Genomic DNA, 21,786 nt, shown 5'->3' with positions numbered 1-21,786 from the left:
ATGGAGGATATTATGGGAATAAGAAGTACGGCCGCTATTCTAGTAGGCAAAAGCTCACAGTGGCTTTTAAAAACATTTTTCAAAGGAGGATCGAGCTTACCTGGTAAGCTAGCTTTACGAATCGATCCCAAAGTATTAGATCAACTAGCAAAAGATTACCAAGTGGTCGTCATTACCGGTACGAACGGCAAAACATTAACGACTGCGCTGACTGTAAATATCTTGCGTCAAGAATTTGATAGCGTCTTAACCAATCCCACAGGTGCCAACATGGTCCAAGGAATTGTCTCGACCTTCTTGTCTGCTAAAGCCAAAAAAGGCGACACAAAATTTGCCGTCTTAGAAATAGATGAAGCAAGCTTACGTGAAGTAACTAAGTACATTAAGCCAGAACTTTTCGTTTTTACCAATATCTTCCGTGATCAAATGGACCGATATGGTGAAATCTACACGACGTATAAACTAATTGTTGAAGGTGCCTCGCAATCACCTGACGCTTTGATTTTAGCCAATGGTGATGCGCCTATCTTCCATTCTGTTAAAACGATCAACCCACAAAAATTTTATGGTTTTGACCACTTGCCTGATAAGGAGCAGCTGGCTCATTACAATACAGATAATGTACTTTGCCCAAATTGCCAGCATATCCTTCATTACAAAATGCTTACATATGCCAATCTTGGCAAGTATTATTGTCCCAACTGTTCCTTCAAACGGCCAGCCTTAGACTATCGCTTGACGGAATTAACAGCCATGACGAATAAACAAGCTTCTTTTGTCATTGATGGAGAACCGTATCAGATTGAAGTCGGTGGACTATACAATATTTACAATGCTCTAGCTGCCACCGCTGTAGCCGAGCACTATCACGTCGCTCCTGAAAAAATTCGTGCAGGCTTAGCGTATGATGAAAAAGTATTTGGCCGCCAAGAAGTCATTCACATAGGCGAAAAAGAATGCACCTTGGTTCTCGTAAAAAATCCAGTAGGCTTAAACCAAGTAATCGACATGATTGGCCTTACACCTGACTCATTCTCACTAGTCTGCTTACTAAACGCCAACTATGCAGATGGTATCGATGTAAGCTGGATTTGGGATGGCAATCATGAAGCCTTTGCCGATATGGAGATTCCCGCAGTCATAGCTGGTGGTGATCGCCACAAAGATATGGCCCTACGCCTGACAGTCGCCGGGATTCCAGCAGAAAAAATTACGGAAGTCGCAAGTATCGACGACACGATTCAAAAAATCCAGCAACTACCAACCAAACACGTCTATATTCTTGCGACCTACACTGCCGTCTTGCAATTACGCAAACGCTTGGCTGAAAAAGGCTTCATCAAAGGAGGCATGAGCAATGACTAAGTACACTTTACGACTCGCACATTTATACGGGAATTTACTAAATACGTATGGCGATAACGGCAACATCTTAATGCTAAACTATGTCGCAAAACAACTCGGCATTACATTAGAGATGGAAGTCGTCAGCATTCATGAATCCTTTGACCCTGAGCGCTATCAGCTTGTCTTTTTCGGCGGTGGCCAAGATTACGAGCAAATGATTGTCTCAAAAGATATTCAAGACAAAAAAGAACCTTTGACAGACTATATCGAAAACGATGGTGTCCTCTTAGCGATTTGTGGGGGGTATCAATTACTTGGTCATTACTATATTGGCGCTGACGGTGAAAAGATTGCCGGTATCGGTGCGCTAGACCACTATACGCTTAGCCAAGACAACCATCGCTTTATCGGCGATATTGTCATCCATAATGACGCATTTAATGAAACATATTATGGCTTTGAAAATCACAATGGCCGCACTTTTCTTGGTGAAGGTGAACGACCTCTGGGGACAGTCGTTCAAGGTAACGGCAACAATGGCGAAGACCAATCCGAAGGCGTCATCTATCGTAATGTCTTTGGCTCATACTTCCACGGACCGTTATTAGCCAGAAATCCAATTTTAGCACAACGGCTACTGAAGACTGCGCTTGTGCAAAAATACGGCGAGGCAGCCTTAGCAGATTTACCCGAGCTACCACTTGCTCAAATTTAAAAAGATAAAGAGACCATAAAAACCAGAAGTTATTTCTCAAACTTCTGGTTTTTTTTCGTAGCTAATTCTGTCACAATCTATTTTTTACATAAAAAAACTCACTAGCTGGGGGCTAGTGAGTCAGGGAGAAAGAAATGAAAAAAAGTTTGGTTTGTTTGGTATGAATGAAGTATAAGACGTCCTCCTTAAACCAACCATAAATGTATTTTTTCTTTCAAAAATTATTCCTTATTCTTTTCGACCAGGCTCTGATGCAATCAACTGCACGTCGCCTTCAATCAGCCAGTCATTGATTTGATTCGGTAAAATAAAACTTGTTCCAGGCGTTAACTCGTAGCTAGTATCACCAACTAAAAGCTTGCCATAGCCTGAAATAGCTGTCACTAAGGTGTAGGGTGCCTGTTTTTTAAACGCGAGTGATCCTTTAACAGACCACTCATAGACGTTGAAAAAGTCTGTTTTTACATACGTGGTGATTGTTGAGTTATCTTTTCTTGCTTCTTGAATAGACGGTGTCGGATAGACAGCAGGAATAGTCGATACATCAATCGATTGTTGAATGTGGAGTTCTCGCTTATTCCCCGCTTGGTCCACACGATCATAATCATAGACCCGATAAGTCGTATCCGAACTTTGCTGTGTTTCTAAAATTAAAATGCCTTTCCCAATGGCATGAATCGTGCCACTAGGAACGTAAAAGAAATCACCCTTACGCACGGGGACTCTACGAAATAGCTCATCCCACGCTGTTTTTTCCACCATTTCCGCAAATTCAGCCTTGCTTTTGGCATGATGGCCATAGATGATTTCTGCACCTGGCTGGGCATCAATCACATACCAGCATTCTGTCTTTCCTAATTCACCCTCATGTTCTTTGGCATACGCATCATCTGGATGGACCTGCACAGACAATTCCTCTTCTGCATCCAATATTTTAACCAATAAAGGAAAGACTGGTTCTGTAGGATTGCCAAATAATTCTTTTTTATTTTGCCAAAGGTCGGCCAAATTTTCACCTTTGAATGGGCCATTTATGACCGTACTAACACCATGCGGATGTGCACTAATCGCCCAGTCTTCCCCTATTTTATCGTTAGGTAATTCAAAGCCAAACACATCATGCAAACGGGTGCCACCCCATATTTTTTCTTGAAATACTGGTTGTAAAAACAATGGTTCCATCGTTACTCCTCGCTTTTCTCTTTTTCACTTAAGTAGCAAGCGACCAACTGATCACGGTGGGTGATGTATGCTTGCCGTTCATCTATTGGGTGCACCCGATTAGACAAAAAAATCAGCCCTGACTGCTGGTCGCAATCAATCAATAAAAATGTCCCTGTATAGCCGGTATGAAACAACATTGTATGTGTTGGACCCACTAATTGCCACCCAATCCCGCGCTTTCCTTTACGATTTGGTGTTTGATCTTGCTGCGTTGCTTGTAGCACTTCTCTTGAGATATAGCCCTCTCCCCCATGCGCATACATCCAAACAAACGCTTCTAAGTCAGCTACATTCGAAAAAAGACCCGCATTGCCTGCGTGCTCACCAAGAATCCGTGCTTTGGGATCATGAACCGTTCCCCTTAGCACCTGACCATTTATTTGCTCGGTTGGCACGACTAACGAACCCTTGGGTGATCCTAGCGAAGTATGAATCATCCCTAGTGGTTCAAATACTTCTTTTTGAAATATGTCTGCTAGCGGTGCCTGATAGATTGCCTCCAATAACAAGCCCAATAAAATAAAACCCGTATCCGTGTAGCTCACTCGCTGGCCTATTTTTGAAGATGCTTGTTGCTGAAGATAGGCTTTTTTTAGCTCATCTGCGGCTAGTTGATCACGGTGTTCAATCCATGTCTGAATGTCTGATGTGTGTGTCAATAAGTGTCTGATGGTCACACGTTTGTCTGCATACTGCGGCAAAAAACGAATGACTGGATCATCTAGCTGCAACTCATGACGATCAAGTAATCGCAAAATGACCGAGGTCGTGCCGATTACTTTGGTTAATGAAGCCACATCAAATAAATAGTCTGCCGTCAGCTTTTCCTTATTCGGGACTGTCGCCGCCCAGCCACTCACCTTGCGCTGAAAGTGACCGTGCTCTAAAAAACTGCCGATATATCCACTATAGACACCCGCAAGCCGTTGTTGCTCCATGAGTGCCAGTGTTTTTTCAAACAAGTCGTTCACCTCTTCTATCTATGGTTAGTTGGTACGCTCAAACCACCATTCCACGCCAACTGAATCGTAGACAGTCAATACTGATTTTTTCTTATCGATGAAAAAGTCGTAATCAGAGTCTAGTAGATTTTTCTCCAGTGCCAATAAATCATTTTGATCTAAGACAAACTTGATAAACTCCAAACCAATCACTTCATCGCTAGTTAATGCCACAGTTGGATCGGATACTTGATTAGCTGTGACTACAAATGACAGTGTTGGACTATGTAATTCTGCTTGCTGATTCAACTCAAAGCCTAATTGGTCAGCTAAAAAGGTTTGCTGTACGTTTTGATCAAGGACGTTTAACGCCACACCGACAAATTGAATCGCTTCGGTTAGACGGATAGAGGTATCTGTTTGATCGCAAACCAAATCAGCGGCATCGACAAGCTGATCCGCTGCCTCTTTTTGATAAGAAATTACCCATTGATTTTCCTCTGGGTCTTTTAGATTCACAGTAACTGTCGCTTCAGTCACGTGGACTTGGTATTCGCTCTCTTGGGTAGCTAATCGTGCAGCAATCGCTGCAAGTTCGGGTAGTGATGGGACTTGCAAGATAATGTGCTGCAATTTTTTGGTTTTCCTAAAATGATCATCGGCACGTGGACTTTCCTCTAATAACAACCGTTCTTCTGGGTGATTGTCCGTCCCCATAATTGCCAATGCATTCTCTTCACTCTTCAATGAAAAACCGATAATATCCCGATAAAACGCAATCATTTTATCGCGGTCTTTTACTCGTATCGCCAATGAAACGAGTTTTGTACTTGGTCCAAGCTGAAATTGCCCCATTCCTTTGTATCTCCTCTCAAGGTTTCTCGCTTCATTTTACTGATAATCTGTCATTCAAGCAAGCAATACCCGAAAAAAGCTAAGAAATGAAGCACTTTTCATTATCTGCACGTTTTTTGAGAATATGGTACACTACTCATAAATAAACAACGGCTTTTAAGGAGGCTTTTTTTGATGGAAAATTGTATTTTTTGTAGTATTTTAGCCCATGACATCCCTAGTCACAAAGTATATGAGGACGACAAAGTGTACGCCTTTTTAGATATCACTCAAGTTACCCCAGGCCATACGCTAGTGATTCCGAAAGTTCATGTATCTGATATCTTTGAATACGACGAAGCACTTGCCGCTGATGTCTTTTCGCGAATTCCAAAAATTGCACGCGCACTTGAGGCAAGCTTCCCTGATATGGAAGGCTTAAATATCATTAACAACAACAAAGAGATTGCCTATCAATCCGTCTTCCATTCTCATATCCACTTGATTCCTCGCTATGGAAAAGAAGATGACTTTGCGTTACATTTTGGCAACCATATGGAAAATTACACAGCAGATGACCTAGCAGCCTTGGCCGAAAAAATCAAAGCGCAGGTGAAAAGCGAATGACATCATTTCTAAAAGGTCTCGTGTTTGGCGCTGGTGTTGGGGGCAGTTTAGGTCTTCTTTTTGCGCCTAAAAAAGGCAAAGACTTCCAACAACAAATTGATACCTATGTCGTTGATGTCACTGACTCTACCAAAGAATTTAAAGAGCACGTCGCACATCTTCAAAGCACGGTCAAAGAAACATCTGACCTTGTCGCTCAGACGGTCCCCGTAGTTTCACGAGCAATCAAAAAAGATATCGATGCTTTTCAATTTCAAGCACAACCACGTATCAAACGAATCAATGACCAAAAGGCACTCTTATCGCAACACCTAAAAGAAGCCAAACAAAAATTAGCTAATACGAAATAGCTTGCTAAAGAAAACATGACAATTCTATGAATTTTATTCGAAAGATTTACCGATTTCTTTTATTCTAATAAAAATATGTTATAGTAGTTGTTGTGATATTTTTACTTTAGAAAATGGGAGTGCTTAAGAATATGAAGAAAAAACTAATTTTGGCAACTTTGGGGCTTTTCAGTGTCATGACCTTAGCTGCTTGCTCTAGCTCAAGCGATGAAACGATTGCTACAATGAAAGGCAATAAAATTACCGTCTCTGATTTTTATGCAGAAGCAAAATTAACCTCTGCCAATCAACAACTGGCTCGTAACATGATTATCTATCAAGCATTTGAAGATAAATATGGTGACAAAGTATCACAAAAACAAGTTGATAAACAATACAACCAAACCGCCAAACAATACGGCGATTCATTTGAATCACAATTGGAATCAGCTGGCTACACAAAAGATTCTTATAAAAAGGCAATCAAACAACAACTTGCAATGGAAGCAGGCTTAAAAGCACACGTGAAATTGACAGATGCTGATTACAAAGCTGCTTGGGAATCTTTCCATCCAGAAGTTGAAGCTCAAATCATCCAAGTTGCCTCTGAAGATGAAGCAAAAGAGGTAAAAACAGAAGCTAGCAAAGATGGAGCAGATTTTGCTAAGATTGCTAAAGAAAAGTCTACAGATAGCACAACAAAAGAAGATGGAGGAAAAGTAACCTTCGATTCTACCTCTACGACCATCCCTGCTGAAGTTCAAGCAGCAGCATGGAAATTAAAAGATGGTGAAATTTCTGATCCAATCGCAGTCACTAACTCATCTACTTACACACAAAGTTACTATATCATTAAAATGGTGAAGACTTCTTCTAAAGGCAATGATATGAATAAATACAAAAAAACTTTGAAAACAATTGCGACAAACACAAAAATCAATGATTCAACGTTCTCAACAAAAGTCATTGGTGAAGTATTGAAAGATCAAAATGTAAAAATTGTTGATAAATCTTTCAGTAATATCTTATCAACCTTTATTGATGCCGCTGAAACGAAAACATCATCTAGCTCAACTTCATCTACTTCAAGTTCAGCAACAACGTCTTCTACTAGCGAAACATCTGAATCTTCTTCAGATACAACTTCTTCATCCAAATAATTAAAAAAAGTAGTTGAAATGACTGTGGTCATTTCAACTACTTTTTTTTGCTATTTACTCATTTATTTTCGGTACATAAAAACTACGGCCATCTAAACCAAAAATTCGTTCAGTGTAGCTTCCTGGTTCTGTTTGACTAATGGCTGTACTCATCATCTGCATTGAAGCATCGAGGTTGTCAATTTGATGTAAAATTTCAGCTTCCATGATGCGTGGGCGTACTGGCGAGCCATATTCTAGTAATCCATGATGGGTCAACACCATGTGCCGGAGCAACACAACATCCTCACTAGCCGGATCAATCGATAAGGCCACACAAGCTTTTGTAATCTCCTCATCCACAATAACAAGATGCCCCACTAGATTTCCTACTAACGTATATTCCGTTCCCACTGGACCAGATAGCTCAATCACTTTGCCTAAATCATGAAGCAAAACACCAGCATAAAGCAAAGCAGAATCTAGTTGGGAATATTGACTTACCATTGCTTTTGCCAAGTGCAACATTGTCGTTGTATGATAAGCCAAGCCCCCAGCAAACGCATGATGGTTACGTTTTGCTGCTGGGTACTCAAAAAATTCCCGATTGTATTGGTTGAACAAATACCGAACAATGCGATTCCAATGAGGATTAGTAATTTCAAATAACGTTTGGCTGATGAATGCCTCCATCTCCTCCCGTTTCACAGGGGCGCGTTCCATAAATAAACTAGCATCGGATGGTTCTTCGTCTTTTGGTAACCGCAAATGAATGATCTTCACCTGTGGATTTCCTTGGTAGACTTCTCGTTTTCCATCAAGACAAACCACTTTTCCCGCTGAAAATTTTTGAATTTCCTCTTCGGATGCATCCCAAAATTTTCCATCAATTGTGCCACTCGTATCTTGAAATGTGAAGGCAATAAATTTTTTGCCATTTTTGGCAATTCGAACATCTGCTTGCTTGATTAAAACAAATAATTGAAAGGTTTCATCAAGGGTTAATTCTCTAATTTTTTTCATTACGTGGCTAGCTTTGTGGATGCACAGCATTCAACAAAGCTAGAATTCACATCCTTTCATTCGATGGACATTCGCATTTGGTCCAATTCCTGATAATAGCTTACCATTTCTCGGTCTGAGGATAAACAGATGACCTGCATCGTTTTTCCAAATTCTTTAAAAAGTTGTGCTAAATCATATTTTCGTTGGTAATCATAATGCAACCATCCGTCGTCAATCATTATTGGACATAACGTTTCATTGCCCTGTAAAGAAAGATACGCAAAGCGAATGGCCATAATCAACTGATCTTTCGTTCCTGTGGACAATTGATAAATATCAAACGTCTGTTTCTCATTTGCTACAAACAATAGTCCTTCATCAAACCAAATTTTTTGATAATGATTTCTCGTCAAAATTTGAAAGAAGTGCACTGCTTTTTGCACTAATTGTGGTAATTGTTGTTCGGACCGATTTGTGGCTAGGTCCCCAAGCATCGCTGCATGAAGTTGATTGCTTGCCCATTGTGTAGTACTTTCTTGCAAGTCGTCTTCAAGCAACACACGCTGTTGGTAAAGTTCATCAAGGGTCCCATCTTCTTGCAATTGAGCCAGTTCCAGTCGCAATTTTTGTTGTTCAGCTACCAACAACTCTTTTTGGTGTTTGAGGTCCATTTGTTGTTGGTGATTTTTTTGCACAAGCGTTGCTAGCTCATCTTTTTTTATTTGCTGAGGATAGATACCAGCTAACATCTGGGCTAGTTCTCGCTCACGCTTCCGCCGTTGCCAATGTTCTTCCCACTGTCTCATCCACATTGGGATATCCGTTGGTTGCTCAATTCCTAATTGATGCAACAACGCATCGTGTGTTTTGATTAACTGCTCCCGTTCGAGTTGCAATTGTTGAACTTGTTTGGCTAATAGAGTACTGGGTTGTTGCAAACGTTCCATTTTAATCGCCTGCATTTCTTCGCCAAAAGCCAAAATCTTCGTCACTTGCTCCATTAAAGGTAACTTGGCCAACGGTAGCCATTCCCCAAAATCAGCCCAAATTTGTTCCTTTTCCGCTAATTTGGTCTGTATAGTGTTGATGCTTTGGCGCAATGGTGGCAAACTTTGTAACAAATCCAAATATATTTGCACTTCTTCATCGTAATGTTGCACGATGAATGGCCACTCATCAACTGGAACTTGCTCTCCAAAGAAAGGATATAATTGGTGCACCAATTTTTCGTATGCTTCTTGTTTTCCCAGCAGTTGATCACTCAGATCTTGCAATTCCAGCTCATAGTTTGTTTGCCTTTTGGGTGCCTCTGAAGAAGACTCATGCACTGACTGGGTATTTTTTGATGATGATAGACGATAGGACATGATGCCACTACTTATTCCTAAAAGCATGAAGAAAATACTTGGTCCCAGTTCCCTTATTAAAACGGTTATCCCACCCAAAACAAGCGCTACAATTGCCACGATACGTAAGGGTTTTGCATAATCCTTTTTCACCTGATAGTGATCAATTTCGCTCATTTGCTTTTCTTCAGTTGCTACTTGTTGTTCAGCTACCCAGCGCTTTCGTTCATGAAGCAGTTGACGTTCTTGTTGTAATTTTTTTATCATTGCTAATTGATCATAAATGGCTTGTTGGGCAAGGGCAGGTGGCTGGTCGGCTTGCCACCCCCATTTTGCTTCCAATTTTTGTTGTTGCTGCAGCTTTACTTGTAACGTACTCGTTTGTTGCGCTACTTGATCAACCATTCGCGCCAATTCGACTTGTGCTTTGCTCACTTGTTGAATTGTTGCTTCATGTTCTAAGTAAAAAAAATACCGTTCAGAAGTGTTGCCTTGCTCCAATCGGGCTATTTCAGCTTGATGTTTTTGAATCGTTGCTGTCACATCTTGATAACGCTGGTAAAAGTGTTGTACTCGTCGTGTCAGCTCCGGTGTTGCTAGGTTTTCTTCTTTAGGCAATGTTTGTCTGAGCATTTGCCATTCTTCATAGAGACTCCAATGAAGTGTCTGCTGCTCATATTGCTGAGCATGCTCATGTAGCGCTGTTGACGTTTGATTCATTTGTTCCATTTCGTGTTGAATTTGCCCAACTCGTTGCACTTTTGCTTGGACTTGAGCCTCTTGTTGTTCTTTAACTTGAATGCGCGCTTGCAACTGTTTGTATTGTTGAATCAGTTGATTTAATGGCAACCGTTGCCCTCTTGGACGGAAGAGTGCCTGATTATTTTTTTTGTCGGCTTGTATACTGGACATGATGGACTGATTTCCACTAATTCCTATTGATAACAGTGCTTGATGCAATTCGTCTTCTTGTAAGTGATCAAGTTTGGACAGTTGCTCTTGTTGGAAGGTGTAGATTTCTTGGAACATTGCTAATGTCAGGCCACCTAATACCGTTTGCAAGTGTTCTTCCGTTGTCTCTAATTCACCAAGCCATACGCGAGCTTTTCCACGATTTGCTTGACGGAACCGCTCGATTTTAATCGATTTATATTGGGGAGTCGCTATCCATAAACGTCCCCCATAGGCAGCTCCATCTGTCGGCGTATAGTCTCGTTTTTTATTGGATTTCTTAGGAAACCCAAAGAGCATCGCTTGGATAAACTGATAAAGAGTGGATTTTCCCGCTTCATTTTCCCCATAAATCAATTGATTGCCTGCTGAAAAGGTAAACTCTCGCTGACGATAGGCGCCGAAACCAACAATTTCGGCTTTCATAATATGCATTATTCCCCCTCCTCTTTCACATCAAATTCTTCGTAGATGCGCCGCTGAACATTGACTAATACCTTTTTTTGGAAAGAGGTAGTCTGAAACAGCTGACTCAAAACCGGTTGTGTCCACAATTCCTCAACAGTTTGATGAAAAACAGCGGGTTCTTGATAGGTCTGATACAAAAGTTGCCATTCAGCAAAATCAAGTAATAGCGGACTGCCTTGGTCCTGCTGTGCTTCTTTAACCACTGTGACATCGTATAACCACTGGGTTGTCTGCTCACCTTGCCTTTGATTCACATAAGCCAACAGCTCTTGCTTTTCTACGGGTGATAACCAATCACTTGGTAAATCGTCCGTATCAAAAAGCTCTAACTGTAAAAAGCATGGGCGAGAATGGATTGGTTCACTCAGCAAGCGATCCAAGACGTTTTTTTTCGATGAACAGCCAGCTAAAGATAGTTGTCCGGTAAGCCAATGAATCCCAGCAACAGAAATTTGTTCGATGATAGGTGCCTGTTGTGGATGGATGGTAACAAGTTGAATTCCTGCAATTTTGTCTTCTTTTTTATTTCGACCGAGCGGGGTCCCCGGATAACAGATCGGAGGCTGACTGGCTAACTTAGTGGGAACATGAATATGCCCTAACGCCCAATAGTCATAGCCTTTGGTTTGCAAATCTGCTACTTGGAATGGTGCGTATTGCCCAGATACCCCCACTTCCCCATGGTACATGCCAATGTGCACATCGACAGCCATACGCGGCGGAAATTCACTGGCTTTTGTCGTGCGAATCCATGGATGACAGTAACTGAACGCACTAATAGCATAACGTTCATGTTCTGCTGTCTCCCCCATCATGGTTGCGACCTCCTCTGATGTAAATAAATGAACATTTTTAGGGAAATCAAACCAATAGCGAGTTGGATCATAATAATCATGATTGCCAAAACAAAGATAGACTGGAATATTTCGCTGCGCTAAACGATCCATTTGTTCAAAAAATAAGCGTTGCATTTTTAATGTTGGACGGTTTTGGTGAAACGTATCCCCCGCCAATACTAAAAAATCAACCGCTTCTTCTAGTGCAACATCGACAAGCGTTTGCACCATCTGTTGATTGTACTCTAAAAAAAAGGCTTGATACTCTTTAAGAGCAGACAGGCCTTCAAATGGCCGATCGAAATGCAAATCGGCAGCATGAATAAACCGTACCATTCTGTATGACTCCTTTGCGTTTATTCCTTTATTTTATCATGTTCTCTGTCAAAAGTCAGAAAAAATGCGAAAACTTGTTCGTATTTTTTCTGATTTAGACGGCAACCACTTCCAATTTAATTCGATCTGGATCTTCAAAATAGACCGCATACTGATTCTGTCCACCTGCAAATGGATACAATTGATCATAAAGTAACGTTGTGGGATTCATGATAGTCAATTGATCATGTATTTGATCAACCTTCAGCCGAGATGTTGCCCAGAAAGCCAAATGATTCAGTCCTATGTGCGTACGATTATAACCCATTGATTGTTTTTCTTTGGCTACTTCAACAAAAACTAAGTAACAATCACCTTGACGGAACGTTACGCCATTCACCCAATGAGTATCCAGTTCGAATTCCAAATTACAAACCAACAACCAATGATAAAATTGGACCGTGTTAGCAAGATTGGCTACATAAATTTCAATATGGTTCATGCTCTCCCACTCTTTCTACAAAACAACAGTCGTTTCACATTTAGTTCGTGCTAAATGTGAAACGACTGTCTTTATTTTAGTATGAACGTTTTTTATTCGCCTTCGTACAATTCATGAACTGGTGCCATAACAATCTTGTTCATATCATTCACCAATAAGCTAAAGGCTTGCTCGGCTTCCATTAACTCTGCAATCCCCGCTTCGGCTTGGACAGCTGTTGTTAATTCTTGCGCTTTTTGAGCATCTTCTTCCGTCATTTCTTCGCCGCTCATCATTTTTTGTTGAAGTGTTTGTTGAAAGGCTTGAAACTCTTTAAATAAGGCATAGGCTTCCGTTTTTTCTTTTAAATTTGCAAATGCTTCTTGCAAGGCTTTGTATTGATCGGTTGCACGAATTTCTCGTTCTAGTTGCGTTGCTGTATCATAAATATTTGCTGTCATGATGTTCCTCCATTCATTCTTCTTTCTCTATTTTACCATCTTATGAAAGCTCTGACAAAACCCTTTATTGATTTTCTTGGATTTTCCCCCAGAGGTTATTCCAAAGCTCTTTTGATTTTTCCTTAACTGTATTTCCAAAATCTGTTAACCCTTCTTTGGCTTTTTCGGTAAAGTCATCTAATCCCTTTTGCCAATTATTGTCCGTGGATTCCCCTGACTGCTCTTTGGCTTCTTCCGGTGTTAACACTTTCCCACCTGTGTCGTAAGCATCAGCCACCTCAAAACTGGTTCCCTTGGTATAAGGTAATACACTTTCCGCAACTTTTTTAAAAATCAACCCTGCGACGGTTTCACTCGTGCCGTGCAAGTAATGTTCAGCACTCGTCTTTTCAAAGCCCAACCACGTCGCCATCACTAAATCTGGTGTGTAACCAATCACCCATTGATCATTTACTTTGGTTGCGTCAAAACCTGTTTCGGTCGTTCCTGTTTTCCCAGCGACTGTGTAGCCATATGGATCTGCTAAAACCCCTGTTCCATGTGAATACGTCCCTAGTAAAATACTCGTCATTGCAGTGGCTACTTTTTGCGATACCACTCGTTTGCCTTTGACTTCAGTATTGTCAACAATCACCGCACCGGTAGAGTCGACAATCTTCGTAATTAAATGTGGCTGATAGTACGTGCCGCCATTGGCAAATACGCTATACGCTGCCGCCATCGTCAGCGGTGACTCGCCATATTGTAGCCCACCTAACGCTAAGCCCCAATACTTGTCTTCATCAGTCAAGGATAAGCCGAATTCTTTGGCCTTATTAAACCCAGTCTCTAAACCAATCTCATGTAACAACCAAACTGCAGGCAAATTCAAGCTTTGTGCGACGGCTTGATACATTGGGACCTCACCAGAATACGTCCCGCTATAATTTTGCGCATCGTAATAACTTAGAGGACTATCTTGTAAGACGCTAGCTGGTGTATAACCTTTTTCCAAAGCTGGTGCATAGACAGCTAGTGGCTTAATGGTCGATCCAGGTGACCGCTTCATCTGGGTAGCAAAATTAAACCCACGAAAGACTGACTCCCCTCGTCGACCGACTAAGGCTGTCACGCCCCCATTGCTTGGATTGATGGCGACCGTTGCTGATTGTACGATTGCGCCATCTGATGCATTCTCTGGGAAATAGCCATCGACAGCATACGTTTCTTGCATCGCTTTTTGTTGATCTTGATCCAACGTGGTATAGATCTTATAGCCGCGATTCATAATATCATCGGCATCCAGCCCATATTCATCGACTGCTTCATTAATCACTGCATCAAAGTACGAAGGATACTGGTAACTATCAGACGATGCTTGGTATGTATCATTTAGCAAACTATCTAACGAGACATTTTCTTGTACTTTTGCATCGCTAGCACTTAATTTATTATTATCGACCATCAGTTGTAATACGGTATCTCGGCGATTCGTTGCATTTTTCAAATGATCAATCGGGTTATAAATTGATGGTCCCTTTAGCATTCCAATCAAGGTTGCTGCTTCACCCACTGTCAGCTCACTTGCATTGACACCAAAATATTTATTTGCAGCATCTTGCACACCCCATACCCCATTACCAAAGTAAGAAGTATTTAGGTACATCGTCAAAATTTCATCTTTGGAATAGTGCTTTTCTATTTCGACAGCCAAGAAAATTTCCTTCGCTTTACGCGTAAAGGTCTGGTCTAACGTCAAATACGCATTTTTAGCCAACTGCTGGGTAATCGTACTTCCGCCGCCGCCCTCGGTACTCCGATTAATCACCATCCGTACAGCAGCCCGCGCAATTCCTTTAACATCAAAGCCGTGATGCGTATAAAAATTACGATCTTCGGTCGAAATAACTGCATCGATAAGCGCGGGTGACATATCATCTAAATCAATATACGTTCCTTTTTGCGCATATAATTTCCCAGTGCTTTCTCCATCTGTATCGTAGATCATCGTGGATTCTTTTAATCCTGATTCTAATTCTGATACATTTGTTGTCTTTGCTACATAAAATAAATACACACTCACGCAAAGCAAACAGACTAAGGCAACTAAGAGAAATACTTTATGCAGATGGTATTTTTTCCAAATCCGCTTGCGCCATAAATGCAGTTGATGCAAGTATGGTTTGATCCATAACCAAAAGCGCTTGCTGTATGTTTTGAGGGCTTGCCATAAAGCAGCCAAAAATTGTTTCACATTCATCTTCTTCCTCCATTAAGTCTACTATACCGAAAAAAAGCAAGGCCAGCATACGTCTTAGGAAGGAAATTCCTTCTCATACGATCTCAATTAGTGTATCATGTGTTTGCTATCAAAAGAGGATTTTTTTGTTAAAAAAATCTTAAACATCAATCATGCTCTATTAGAAAGGAATCATATGGATTACCAAATTACTTTGCCACCTACCCAACAGACGACCACTGTTCGCGAACTGCTCGAAACACAATGGCTTGTGCCAAGAAAAGTACGGCACTTTCTTCGTACCCGCAAAAATGTTTGGGTCAATGATCAGTTAGCACTCTTTCACCAAGAAGTACGAGCAGGGGATCGAATCACGCTACGTTTAGAAGCAGACGACTATAGCTATCAGCCCGTCGCGCTCGGTCAGGCAAGCCGAGTATCCGTCTTATTCGAGGATGAGCATCTGCTTTTAGTAAACAAGCCTGCTGGTATCAAGACCCATCCGAATCAACCAAATGAAGACGACACACTACTCAATGATATAAAAGCGTACCTTGCACCCAAACAGCAACAAGCCTATGTCGTCCATCGACTAGATAAAGAAACGAGCGGTGTCATTTTATTTGCCAAAAATCCGCTAGTCTTACCGATTTTAGGACGTCTGTTAGAGCAAAAGAAAATCTATCGCACCTATCAAGCAATCGTAACTGGCAAACTCATAAAAGATTGCACGATTCGAAAAAAAATCGGCCGTGATCGCCATGACCGCCGCAAACGAGTGATAGATGAGCGTCATGGACAGCAAGCCGTGACACATGTGCAAGTCATACAGGTTCACTCCCAGACAACAAATATTACCTGTCAACTAGAAACGGGACGCACCCATCAGATTCGCGTCCATCTCGCAAGCATCGGCCACCCAATCGTCGGTGACCCACTTTACCAAACCAAACCGGCCGAACGTCTCTTCCTACATGCCTACCAAATGCACTTTATCCATCCTTTCACGCAGCAAGAAATGACGATTGCCACACCTGATTCCTTATTCGGTTGCAACCTTGTAAACTAAATCAGACTGCTTTTATTTATGATGAATTATGCTGGAAATTCCAGTAATCGTTTGATTTCAGTGCAGCCTGAAAAACCGAAGAGAATTCCTTCTTTTCGGTTTTTTTATATCCATCGATTGGTTGTCTTTGTTTTTGGGATGGCTTCGTAGAATTTTCGTCGCGCATGGGCAAGACAATGAATGGGTAAAATCCCATCTAACGAACTATACCCGAGTACTCATCACAATGGAGATAGCCAGTACATTCTTTCAAGAAATCTTGTGAGACTACCGTTTTTCTTGTCTCATGATGATGGGAAATAACTAACGGAGTAGAACTATCAGACATGTTACTAAATAACCAGAAAAACGTTGATTCCTTATTGCTGTTTAGCACACGATAGCTTTTTTCATCGGCATAAGCTACATCTTTTTTTCCACAATTGTTTCTGAAATCGTTCAACGAGTAATGATAACTACTCATGTCCAACTAAATTTCGCCAATTACTAATGTTTTCTCGTGTAATTGCTAATCCTAGTTGATTCCAATAAGTAATTTGACGATAGGTTGGTACGTTCATTTCAAATTTCTGACGAATTGTTTCTGTAACGATACTTTATTACCTACTGAATTCTTCTACTGCGTTTTCAAAAATCCAATGTATTTTTATTATATTTTGGATTTGTACACTTGCGGCATGATCGTTTTCAAACGATACGTTCTGCATTATCAGAAAAAAGGTTCTGTTGCAACGCTTCGACTTCTAAAGCAGTGAGCGCCCGGTACTCCCCTAATGACAATGATTCATCTAGCGTTAGTTGCCCCATCCGAATGCGTTTCAAATAGACCACTTCTTTGCCCACTGCAGCAACCATACGCTTTACTTGATGAAATTTCCCTTCATGCAAAATGAGCGAAATCTGACTTGTTTGGGCTGATTCATCGACAGATAAAATAGTTAGTTTTGCTGGTAGACACTGTTCTCCTTGGTCAATCATCAGACCCTCAGAAAACAATGCCACATCCTCAGCCGTCATCACGCCAGCCACCGTGGCATGATATTCCTTCTCCACGTGCTTTTTAGGGGACAACAAGCGATGTGCTAGTTGACCATCATTGGTCAGCACTAATAGCCCTTCTGTGTCTCTATCTAAACGCCCCACTGGAAATAAATCTTCTCTAAAATCCTCATCTACTAATAAATCCATAACCGTTTCGTCGTAATTATCGACCGTCGCTGAGATGACACCAGCCGGCTTATTTAATAGATAATAATAATCCTTCTGATACTGAATGACTTCTCCTTCAAAAGAAATTTGATCTTCATATTCGTTGATTTGTGCTTTATCACTGCGAGTGATTTCGCCATTGACGGTCACTTTTCCTTTTTTGATGAATTGTTTTACTTCTTTGCGACTACCCAGTTGCATCGTAGCCAAAAATTTATCTAATCGCATCGTTTTCCTCCTTGTGAGTACAAAGAACTTTCCAGACAAATGGCAAACACCCATAGTTTGAGCATTCATTTTCCACCTTTTGTCTAAAAAGTTCTCGTCTCATGTTTATTTTATATGCAATTTTCGTCTTAGACGCACCATACCAGGTCCTAATAATTTGTCGGCAATCCGGATTTTTAACGCCATGTAACAATACGCAGCGGCCCCGATTCCACCTACAAGTAAGACCAATAAGAAAGCCGCACCTTTATGCTCTACTGAGAAGACTTGTCCAAAAATCAAGCGAGAAATACCGGCAATGATAAGTAAAATCACTGTCATCAAGCTAATCAAGACAATCCTTCGTAACGTCAACATCCGATTAAAGCGCGTCATCTTATGTAGGTGACGGACATTCAAGTAGCACGTTACACTTAGCGCGATGGTCGTCGATAAGAGCGGCCCATATACTTCAAATAGAAAAATAAAAGGAACCTGTAAAATAAGTTTTAAGATAAAACCAATCACTAGATATTGGACTGCTGCTTTGTTTTCATACATTCCTTGCAACATGCTGGCTGTTAACATGAAAAAACCTAATACCAAGCCAGACAAAGAAGCTTCAATCAAGACTCGTGTTCCTAATACATTTGGTTCATAAAAAATGGTATTCAGTGGATAGGCCAATAAAATCATCCCGAAAGTCGCCGGCAACATCACAAAAAAATACAGTTGCAAATTGTTACTAATCAAGCGTGCTAAGCCACGACGATCATCTAATGCATAGGCCTCTGTAATCAATGGTAACCCCACGGATGCCAGTGCGATTGCCAAGCCAATAACCACCATCGTTAGCTTGTCAGGGTTTGCTCCAAACAATGCCAACAGCTCCATCGCCTGATTTTGCGTATAGTCTGCAAACAATCGTAACGTATGGATAAATGAAAATTGATCAATTAATTTAAAAATCGTAATTCCAGATCCTACAATAATAAAAGGAATCGACTCTTTTATTGTCGTAATCAGCAAAGACTTGGTATCCAAGACGACTTCTTCTTGGCTATGCTCGGCTTTTATATCCATCCGAATCTTTTCAGTCCGGAAGTAATAAATCAAAATCCCCATCCCTGCAATGGCACCGATAAAGGCGGCAAACGTCGACTGAGTGACCGCATCCACATAATTACCATCGCGAATCTTCATGATGATAAACGTCGTCAATAACATATAAAAGACACGTGCTAGTTGCTCAATAATTTGCGAAATTGCATAAGGAGCCATCTCATGAATCGCTTGAAAATAGCCCCGCATCACACTCATCAATGGGATAATTAACAGCGCCACACTTAAAGAACGCATCGTAGGAATCAAGGCCGCACCACCACCCGCTACGCTAGCTAAAAATGGCGAGCTAATGTACATAATCAAGGCAAACACGCCACCAAAAACGGACATTAATTGCATCGCACGCACGAATAGTTTCTTACTGGTTTTGTATTCTCCTCGCGAATTATGGTAGGCGATTTGCTTGGCAATGGCCGCAGGGATACCCGCTGTCGAAATCATGATGAACAATGCATAGACATTGTACCCCATACCAAATAATGCATTGGCTGACTTCCCGTTTTCTCCCATCCAGTAATACCAAGGTAAGATATAGATTGCACCTAATAGCCGCGAGCCGATATTGCCAATAGTTAACCAGGCGGAACCGCGAGCCATTTGTTCCTCATTGCTTAGACGTTGCTTGTGAGTATCATCTGTTTGCTTCATCGCTTCTTCTCCATCTTCTATCTCTACATATCTTCTATTCTAATGCGAAACGCTACTAGTGGCAATGAATTTTTCTAAGATGCCACTAAACAAGCTGCTCATTATGGACTTTCTGAATTGTTCACAAGTGGAGGATTCTTCTATGCCTATCTCATACATACTAGCTAATATGGTATAATACCTTCAATGATAATTAGTCAAGGGAGCTTAGCTATGTACAAAAAAAAATTAAAAGACATCTACGCAGTCCTCTTGCGTGAAAAGATGCTAAAAGAAGTCATCATCCAACAACAATGGCATATCACACTACCCGATCACCCCATTGTGGATCACGCGTTTCATTCCTTATCTTATGACTCACGAGAAGCCGATGAAGCGACACTATTCTTTTGCAAAGGGCAACAATTTAAAGAAGTATTTTTAGAGCAGGCAGTTACTGGTGGAGTTAAAGTATACGTCTCCGAACAACCATACGATTCAATCGATGCAGTCGGTCTGATTGTCACAGATATTCGAGAAGCCATGGCTATGATTGCTCAATTTTTTTACGACCATCCTGAAAATAAATTAACAAAAATCGGTATTACTGGTACCAAAGGAAAAACCAGCTGTGCCTATTTCTTAAAAGATAGTTTGGAGCAAGCCACAAATCATAAGACTGCCTTGTTCTCTTCTGAAGAAACGACTTTAGATGGAGTTCACTACACACGCTCCCATCTCACAACACCAGAAGCGCTCGATTTATACAAGCAAATGGCTAAGGCTGTCGAAAACGGACTGACCCATCTAGTGATGGAAGTCTCTTCGCAAGCGTACAAGACAAAGCGCGTCTTCGGCCTGACTTTTGAACTAGGAATTTTCCTAAATATTAGCCCGGACCACATTAGCCCAATCGAGCATCCAACATTTGACGATTATTTGTATTGTAAGCGTCAGCTGATTCAACACAGCAAACAGATGATCCTAAATGCCGATAGTGATTATTTTGAGCTTTTAGCTGAGACGTGCACCCTTTATCACGTACCCTACGTCACGTTTGGTCGCTCATTAACAGTCGATGTCGAGATTCAAGATGCAACAGACACACGCTCGTTTGACTTGATTGCACACACGCTGTCATTCTCAGACCTAGAAGGCGGCTATCGTCTGGCAATCCTTGGTACGTTTAATCACGACAATGCCACCGCAGCACTACTGGTCAGTCATTTACTCGGCTTTTCCGAAAAAATCAGCCGTCAAGCCATCGCAAACACCGTCATCCCTGGTCGAATGCATGTGATTGATGAGCCGAACCAGCCATTGATTTTGATTGACTTTGCGCACAATTACCTAAGTATCAAAGCAGTCGGCGAACTGGGACATCACTTGCGCCCGAATGGCAAAGTAATTATCCTGACTGGTAGTACGGGCGGCAAAGCCTTGAGTCGGCGAGCAGACATCGCCAAGGCACTCTCAGAAATTGCCGATGAAGCGATTCTAACGAGCGATGATCCGAATTTTGAAGATCCCGCAGCGATTGCAAAAGAAATCATTAGCCATATCGACAACGATGCTCTCTCGATTACAGTCGAGACACAGCGCGAGAAAGCCATCGCTATCGCCCTATCCCATGCGACGACCGAAGACATTGTTGCAATTTGCGGCAAAGGAACCGAAAAAGAAATGAAAATCAACGGTCTAGGTGAACCTTATCCTGGTGATTATGAAGTCGTACAACAATTATTGAACTAACTGTTCATGCTTGCATAATGCGCAAGCACTTTCTTTTGTTTTTGTCACAAGTTGTACTATAGTGAATGTGTAAGACCACTAAAGAAAGGGTGTTTTTCATGAGCAAAAAAATGGCAGTATCGACCGTTATTAATGAAGGTGGACGTGAAGGCGTTAGTAAATCATTGAATGGCCACTTAGAAGTCAAAACAACCGGTACGAAAAAAGAAGGCTACACCAATCCTGAAGAATTATTCGCAGCAGGTATTTCTGCTTGTTTTAATGGCGCGATGGTCTTTCCACTAGAACGCGACGGCTTAGGCGACAAGCATCGTTCTGTCCGAGCTGAAGTGACGTTATTAGGTGATTTGCCCGACTTTACAACCTTGCATCTTGCTGTCCATTTGATTGGTAAAATCGATGGTGTTTCAAAAGAAGATACATTGAAATATATGGAAGAAACCGATGGCATCTGCCCTTATTCAAAAGCGATTCACGGTAATGTGGAAGTTACCTACGATGCGGAAGACGGTCGCTAGAAGTATACTCGTCTAAATAACGTTCTAAGAGTATTTCAGACG

Annotated in this window: 21 protein-coding genes and 1 pseudogene; 8 read left to right on the top strand and 14 right to left on the bottom strand. The window is 41.3% G+C overall.

Annotation, left to right across the window (positions count from 1 at the left end):
• Positions 1–12: 12 nt before the first annotated feature.
• Together NE257_RS00150 and NE257_RS00145 are read left to right on the top strand one after the other, a co-directional pair.
• Positions 13–1,365 carry a Mur ligase family protein gene (locus NE257_RS00150; protein WP_251854549.1) on the top strand — a complete coding sequence of 451 codons (1,353 nt, stop codon included), beginning with the start codon at positions 13–15 and terminating at the stop codon, positions 1,363–1,365.
• Positions 1,358–2,062: a type 1 glutamine amidotransferase gene (locus tag NE257_RS00145; RefSeq protein WP_007209180.1), complete on the top strand. Its 705-nt coding sequence runs from the start codon at positions 1,358–1,360 to the stop codon at positions 2,060–2,062. The genes NE257_RS00150 and NE257_RS00145 overlap by 8 nt, the downstream gene beginning before the upstream one ends.
• 228 nt (positions 2,063–2,290) lie before the next feature.
• On the opposite strand, the gene manA is transcribed toward NE257_RS00145, so the two are convergent.
• The 3 genes from manA to NE257_RS00130 are packed head-to-tail and all read right to left on the bottom strand — an operon-like array spanning position 2,291 to position 5,082.
• Positions 2,291–3,244 carry a mannose-6-phosphate isomerase, class I gene (gene manA, locus NE257_RS00140; RefSeq protein ID WP_251854548.1) on the bottom strand — a complete coding sequence of 318 codons (954 nt, stop codon included), beginning with the start codon at positions 3,242–3,244 and terminating at the stop codon, positions 2,291–2,293.
• A gap of 2 nt (positions 3,245–3,246) precedes the next feature.
• A complete protein-coding gene (locus NE257_RS00135; RefSeq protein ID WP_007209182.1) occupies positions 3,247–4,257 on the bottom strand; it encodes a serine hydrolase domain-containing protein in 1,011 nt (336 codons plus the stop codon).
• Positions 4,258–4,272: 15 nt separating this feature from the next.
• Positions 4,273–5,082, bottom strand: a complete 810-nt coding sequence (locus tag NE257_RS00130; protein ID WP_007209183.1) for a CppA N-terminal domain-containing protein — start codon at positions 5,080–5,082, stop codon at positions 4,273–4,275.
• Positions 5,083–5,256: 174 nt separating this feature from the next.
• Between NE257_RS00130 and NE257_RS00125 the strand changes: the two genes are divergently transcribed.
• From NE257_RS00125 to NE257_RS00115, 3 genes are all read left to right on the top strand, one after another.
• Positions 5,257–5,688 carry an HIT family protein gene (locus NE257_RS00125; RefSeq protein WP_007209184.1) on the top strand — a complete coding sequence of 144 codons (432 nt, stop codon included), beginning with the start codon at positions 5,257–5,259 and terminating at the stop codon, positions 5,686–5,688.
• Positions 5,685–6,038, top strand: a complete 354-nt coding sequence (locus NE257_RS00120; RefSeq protein ID WP_007209185.1) for a YtxH domain-containing protein — start codon at positions 5,685–5,687, stop codon at positions 6,036–6,038. Before NE257_RS00125 ends, NE257_RS00120 begins: the two co-directional genes overlap by 4 nt.
• 131 nt (positions 6,039–6,169) lie before the next feature.
• Entirely contained in the window at positions 6,170–7,177 is a 1,008-nt protein-coding gene (locus NE257_RS00115) for a peptidylprolyl isomerase (RefSeq protein WP_040367035.1), read from the top strand.
• Between the two features lie 54 nt (positions 7,178–7,231).
• Here the strand turns inward: NE257_RS00115 and NE257_RS00110 are convergent, their stop codons facing one another.
• The 6 genes from NE257_RS00110 to NE257_RS00085 form a co-directional block, all read right to left on the bottom strand.
• Complete coding sequence (locus NE257_RS00110; protein ID WP_007209187.1) at positions 7,232–8,179, bottom strand: 3'-5' exoribonuclease YhaM family protein; 948 nt, start codon at positions 8,177–8,179, stop codon at positions 7,232–7,234.
• Positions 8,180–8,235: 56 nt separating this feature from the next.
• Complete coding sequence (locus NE257_RS00105; RefSeq protein WP_251850932.1) at positions 8,236–10,893, bottom strand: AAA family ATPase; 2,658 nt, start codon at positions 10,891–10,893, stop codon at positions 8,236–8,238.
• Complete coding sequence (locus NE257_RS00100; protein WP_007209189.1) at positions 10,893–12,098, bottom strand: metallophosphoesterase family protein; 1,206 nt, start codon at positions 12,096–12,098, stop codon at positions 10,893–10,895. Before NE257_RS00100 ends, NE257_RS00105 begins: the two co-directional genes overlap by 1 nt.
• Positions 12,099–12,192: 94 nt before the next feature.
• Positions 12,193–12,579, bottom strand: a complete 387-nt coding sequence (locus NE257_RS00095; RefSeq protein WP_007209190.1) for a VOC family protein — start codon at positions 12,577–12,579, stop codon at positions 12,193–12,195.
• 92 nt (positions 12,580–12,671) lie between these two features.
• Entirely contained in the window at positions 12,672–13,019 is a 348-nt protein-coding gene (locus NE257_RS00090) for a YlbF/YmcA family competence regulator (RefSeq protein WP_007209191.1), read from the bottom strand.
• Positions 13,020–13,083: 64 nt separating this feature from the next.
• On the bottom strand, positions 13,084–15,258 hold the full coding sequence (locus tag NE257_RS00085) for a PBP1A family penicillin-binding protein (RefSeq protein ID WP_251885516.1): 2,175 nt from the start codon (positions 15,256–15,258) through the stop codon (positions 13,084–13,086).
• A gap of 175 nt (positions 15,259–15,433) precedes the next feature.
• Between NE257_RS00085 and NE257_RS00080 the strand changes: the two genes are divergently transcribed.
• Positions 15,434–16,306, top strand: a complete 873-nt coding sequence (locus tag NE257_RS00080; protein WP_251885515.1) for an RluA family pseudouridine synthase — start codon at positions 15,434–15,436, stop codon at positions 16,304–16,306.
• 26 nt (positions 16,307–16,332) lie between these two features.
• On the opposite strand, the pseudogene NE257_RS00075 reads toward NE257_RS00080, so the two are convergent.
• The 5 genes and pseudogenes from NE257_RS00075 to NE257_RS00065 form a co-directional block, all read right to left on the bottom strand.
• Positions 16,333–16,410: pseudogene (locus tag NE257_RS00075) on the bottom strand (IS6 family transposase); the annotation flags it as partial.
• Between the two features lie 92 nt (positions 16,411–16,502).
• The gene (locus NE257_RS11715) at positions 16,503–16,769 is read right to left on the bottom strand and encodes an IS66 family transposase (RefSeq protein ID WP_251855262.1); all 267 of its coding nucleotides are present in this window, start codon (positions 16,767–16,769) and stop codon (positions 16,503–16,505) included.
• The gene (locus NE257_RS11710; RefSeq protein WP_286011750.1) at positions 16,762–16,899 is read right to left on the bottom strand and encodes an IS66 family transposase; all 138 of its coding nucleotides are present in this window, start codon (positions 16,897–16,899) and stop codon (positions 16,762–16,764) included. The genes NE257_RS11715 and NE257_RS11710 overlap by 8 nt, the downstream gene beginning before the upstream one ends.
• A 94-nt stretch (positions 16,900–16,993) precedes the next feature.
• A complete protein-coding gene (locus tag NE257_RS00070) occupies positions 16,994–17,743 on the bottom strand; it encodes a pseudouridine synthase (protein WP_251885514.1) in 750 nt (249 codons plus the stop codon).
• Between the two features lie 105 nt (positions 17,744–17,848).
• Positions 17,849–19,495, bottom strand: a complete 1,647-nt coding sequence (locus NE257_RS00065; protein ID WP_007209197.1) for a putative polysaccharide biosynthesis protein — start codon at positions 19,493–19,495, stop codon at positions 17,849–17,851.
• A gap of 213 nt (positions 19,496–19,708) precedes the next feature.
• Here NE257_RS00065 and murE point away from each other — a divergent pair, with 213 nt between their 5' ends.
• Entirely contained in the window at positions 19,709–21,226 is a 1,518-nt protein-coding gene (murE, locus tag NE257_RS00060; protein ID WP_251885513.1) for a UDP-N-acetylmuramyl-tripeptide synthetase, read from the top strand.
• A 98-nt stretch (positions 21,227–21,324) separates the two neighbouring features.
• Positions 21,325–21,744, top strand: coding sequence for an Ohr family peroxiredoxin (locus NE257_RS00055; protein WP_040367041.1), 420 nt, complete (start codon positions 21,325–21,327; stop codon positions 21,742–21,744).
• Positions 21,745–21,786: the final 42 nt, after the last annotated feature.

The sequence above is a fragment of the Enterococcus italicus genome (genome assembly GCF_023743875.1).
Classification (GTDB): Bacteria; Bacillota; Bacilli; order Lactobacillales; family Enterococcaceae; genus Enterococcus_G; species Enterococcus_G italicus.
The sequence above is the reverse complement of the archived record's forward strand: the minus strand, read 5'-3'. Positions and strand labels throughout refer to the sequence as shown.

What these genes read in the sequence shown, in the direction of transcription:
- NE257_RS00070 (WP_251885514.1), bottom strand. Translation starts at nt 17,743, where the DNA reads ATGCGATTAGATAAATTTTTGGCTACGATGCAACTGGGTAGTCGCAAA.
- murE (WP_251885513.1), top strand. Translation starts at nt 19,709, where the DNA reads ATGTACAAAAAAAAATTAAAAGACATCTACGCAGTCCTCTTGCGTGAA.
- NE257_RS00105 (WP_251850932.1), bottom strand. Translation starts at nt 10,893, where the DNA reads ATGCATATTATGAAAGCCGAAATTGTTGGTTTCGGCGCCTATCGTCAG.
- NE257_RS11715 (WP_251855262.1), bottom strand. Translation starts at nt 16,769, where the DNA reads ATGAGTAGTTATCATTACTCGTTGAACGATTTCAGAAACAATTGTGGA.
- NE257_RS00065 (WP_007209197.1), bottom strand. Translation starts at nt 19,495, where the DNA reads ATGAAGCAAACAGATGATACTCACAAGCAACGTCTAAGCAATGAGGAA.
- NE257_RS00115 (WP_040367035.1), top strand. Translation starts at nt 6,170, where the DNA reads ATGAAGAAAAAACTAATTTTGGCAACTTTGGGGCTTTTCAGTGTCATG.
- NE257_RS00110 (WP_007209187.1), bottom strand. Translation starts at nt 8,179, where the DNA reads ATGAAAAAAATTAGAGAATTAACCCTTGATGAAACCTTTCAATTATTT.
- NE257_RS00130 (WP_007209183.1), bottom strand. Translation starts at nt 5,082, where the DNA reads ATGGGGCAATTTCAGCTTGGACCAAGTACAAAACTCGTTTCATTGGCG.
- NE257_RS00080 (WP_251885515.1), top strand. Translation starts at nt 15,434, where the DNA reads ATGGATTACCAAATTACTTTGCCACCTACCCAACAGACGACCACTGTT.
- NE257_RS00090 (WP_007209191.1), bottom strand. Translation starts at nt 13,019, where the DNA reads ATGACAGCAAATATTTATGATACAGCAACGCAACTAGAACGAGAAATT.
- NE257_RS00095 (WP_007209190.1), bottom strand. Translation starts at nt 12,579, where the DNA reads ATGAACCATATTGAAATTTATGTAGCCAATCTTGCTAACACGGTCCAA.
- NE257_RS00125 (WP_007209184.1), top strand. Translation starts at nt 5,257, where the DNA reads ATGGAAAATTGTATTTTTTGTAGTATTTTAGCCCATGACATCCCTAGT.
- NE257_RS00150 (WP_251854549.1), top strand. Translation starts at nt 13, where the DNA reads ATGGGAATAAGAAGTACGGCCGCTATTCTAGTAGGCAAAAGCTCACAG.
- NE257_RS00145 (WP_007209180.1), top strand. Translation starts at nt 1,358, where the DNA reads ATGACTAAGTACACTTTACGACTCGCACATTTATACGGGAATTTACTA.
- manA (WP_251854548.1), bottom strand. Translation starts at nt 3,244, where the DNA reads ATGGAACCATTGTTTTTACAACCAGTATTTCAAGAAAAAATATGGGGT.
- NE257_RS00100 (WP_007209189.1), bottom strand. Translation starts at nt 12,098, where the DNA reads ATGGTACGGTTTATTCATGCTGCCGATTTGCATTTCGATCGGCCATTT.
- NE257_RS00120 (WP_007209185.1), top strand. Translation starts at nt 5,685, where the DNA reads ATGACATCATTTCTAAAAGGTCTCGTGTTTGGCGCTGGTGTTGGGGGC.
- NE257_RS00055 (WP_040367041.1), top strand. Translation starts at nt 21,325, where the DNA reads ATGAGCAAAAAAATGGCAGTATCGACCGTTATTAATGAAGGTGGACGT.
- NE257_RS00085 (WP_251885516.1), bottom strand. Translation starts at nt 15,258, where the DNA reads ATGAATGTGAAACAATTTTTGGCTGCTTTATGGCAAGCCCTCAAAACA.